We start from the raw sequence: 2952 nt of genomic DNA, 5'->3' as shown, positions 1-2952 counted from the left end.
AACGCCGCCATCGACGGCACGGAATTCTTGCTCACGGCCGCCGCGCAGGCCGACGAGCTGACCCTGTTCGAGGGCCGCGTGACGGCCGATGGCATGCCGCTGCTGCCCGGCCAGAGCCTGCGCGTGACGGCCGGCGGCGCACGCGAGCTGCGCGTGGCGGTGCGCAGCCGCGACGGTCTCGACTGGGCACTGCACTACCCGCGCCTGCTGCCGGGGCCGCTCGGCGAGGCCCGCGCGCTGCTGGCGGCGGGCGACGTCACGGCCGCCGCCGAACGCGCGGGCGCTGTCGCCGCCAGCGATGACCCGGCCCTGCGGGCCGAGGCGCTGGCGCTCGCGGCGGTGATCGCCGTTGCCCAGGGTGCGTTGGCACAGGCCGAGCGCCTGAGTGCGCAGGCGGTCGCGGCGGCGCCGCAGCGGCCGAATCCCTGGCTGGCGCGTTCCTACGCGCGCCAGGCGGCCTTCGACCTGCCGGGTGCGCGCGCCGCCGCGGCGCGCGCCGCCGAGCTGGCGCCGACCGATCTGCCGACGCTGCGCCTGGCCGAACTCGAACTGGCCAGCGGCGATCACCGCGCCGCGCGGCGCCTGGCGCAGGCGGCGACGACCGGCGACCACGCCGTGCTGGCACTGCGCACGCTCGGCTTTGCCGACCTCGCGGCCGACGACGCCCCGGCCGCCCGGCGCCATTTCGAGCAGGCCAGCGCGGCCGACCCGCTGGACCCGCTGGCGCGCCTTGGGCTCGGGCTGGCGCTGATCCGCCAGAACCGGCTGGCCGACGGCCGGCGGCAGATGGAGATCGCCGTCAGTCTCGATCCCGGCCGCTCGCTGCTGCGCAGTTATCTGGCCAAGGCGTATCAGGCGGAAGGCCGCAGCCACCCGGCGCAGGTCGAGCTCGGCCGCGCCCGGGAGCTCGACCCGGCCGACCCCACGCCGTGGTTCTACCAGGCGCTCGGCCTGCTGGACGACAACCGGCCGGTCGAGGCGCGCGCGGCGCTGGAGGAGTCGATCAAGCGCAACGACAACCGCGCCGTGTACCGCTCCAGGCTGCAGCTGGACGAGGATCTCGCGGCGCGCCAGGCCAGCACCGGGCGCGTCTACGAGGCGCTCGGCTTCGAGCAACTGGCCCGCCGCGAAGCAAGCGCGGCGCTGGCCAGCGATCCGACGGATTTTTCCGCCCACCGCCTGCTGGCGGACAGTTACCTCGGCCTGCCGGACCATGAAACCGGCCGCCTGTCCGAACTGCTGCAGGCGCAGCTGTGGCAGCCGTTGAGTGTGCTGCCGCTGCAGCCGCAGGCGCGGGCGGAGGATCTGGGCATCCGCCAGGGCGCGGTGTCGCTGCGCAGCGGCTTCGACGAGTACACGCCGCTGTTCGTGCGCGACGGGGTGAGCGTGCTCGGCAGCGCCGTCGGCGGCGGCGATGGCCTGTTCAGCGACGATCTGGTGGCAACCGTGTTGTCGGGGCCGCTGTCCGTATCGGCCGCGCAGTTCCGCTACACCACCGACGGCTTCCGCCATAACGCCGACCAGGACGTCGACCTTTACGACCTGTTCGCCCAGTGGCGCGTGACGCCGGACACCAGCGTGCAGGCCGAGGCGCGGCGCAGCCGCCAGGAGCGCGGCGACATCGGCCTGTACCCCTTCGACGACGTGGACTCCGGGACACTGCGCCGGTTCGACGACCGCGATACCTATCGCCTCGGCCTGCGGCACGGTTTCAGCGCCACCAATACCGTACTGGTTTCCCTGCAACGCCAGTCGGTCCATGTCGGACTGGAAGATTCCGTGCCGTTTCCACCGATACGGATCGACGCCCGGGACCGTAGCCACCCGTTGATGGCGGAAGTGCAACAGGTGCTGACCGGTGCCCGACACACGTGGCTGTACGGTGGCGGCTACTACCGGGCCAATGTCGATCGGGCCATCGACGTCGAGGTGTTCGGCTTCGATGTCGGGCCGCCGCCGGACCGCCTGCACGAGCGGCAAAAAAACGGCTATCTCTATGGCTACATCGACGGGCTGTCCGACAGCCGCTGGACCGTGGGGTTGGCGGTGGACGACGTGCAGGCAGGAGCGGTCGACAAGACCCGCGTCAGCCCCAAGCTGGGCGTGACCTGGGCGCTCGACGAGCGCACCACGCTGCGCGCTGCGGCGATGCGGGCGGTCAAGCGTGACCTGATCGGCAAAGGCACCATCGAGCCGGTGCAGGTGGCGGGCTTCGTGCAGTTTTTCGACGATGTGGTCGGCACGCGCAGCGACCGTTACGGGTTAGGGCTGGACCGGCGATTGACGGCGGGTCTCGATGCGGGGATCGAGGCCAGTTGGCGGCGGCTCGAAACGCCTTATCTCGATGCGGTGAGCGGCGCCGAAATCGGCCACGGCCGCCAGCAACTGCATCGCGTGTACGGCTACTGGAGCCCGGCCCCGCGCTGGGCGCTGCGCGCCGAGTATCGCTACCAGAAGGCCAGTTACAGCGACGAGTTTCCGCTGGTGGTCGAGACCGGCAACTGGGCGATTTTCGACCTGCGCACCCACAGCCTGCCGCTGGCTGTGCGCTACAGCCACCCGTCCGGCTGGCTGGCCGACTTGGCCGTCACCGGCTATCGCCAAAGCGGCGATTACCTGATTACCACCACCGGCGGGCAGCGCCATGCCAGTGACGGTTTCTGGTTGAGCGACGCGCGCGTCGCCTACCGCCTGCCGCGCCGGCTGGGGCTGGTGAGCGTGGGGGTGCGCAACCTGTTCGACACCAAGGTGCAGTTCCAGGACACCGATCCGCAACATCCCGAGCTGTACCCGGAACGTCTGCTGTACGGCAGTGTCAGCCTGATGTTGGATTGACCGGCCACACGAGCGAGGTTTGGGAAATGCCGACGCCTCATATGGGCTTGGGCATCGCCGCGGCGTTGTTCGCGGTTCTTGCTCTGTCCGGCTGCGCCAAGGAGCAGCAGCCAGGGC

Annotated in this window: 1 protein-coding gene; it reads left to right on the top strand. The window is 71.1% G+C overall.

The features are described 5' to 3' along the window. Positions 1 to 2835, top strand: a 2835-nt coding sequence (locus PHC73_RS13275; protein WP_300129212.1) for a TonB-dependent receptor, incomplete at its 5' end; no start/stop codon positions are given. Positions 2836 to 2952: the final 117 nt, after the last annotated feature.

It is taken from the genome of Immundisolibacter sp. (assembly GCF_028696615.1).
In the GTDB taxonomy this organism is placed as follows: Bacteria; Pseudomonadota; Gammaproteobacteria; order Immundisolibacterales; family Immundisolibacteraceae; genus Immundisolibacter.
The sequence above is the reverse complement of the archived record's forward strand: the minus strand, read 5'-3'. Positions and strand labels throughout refer to the sequence as shown.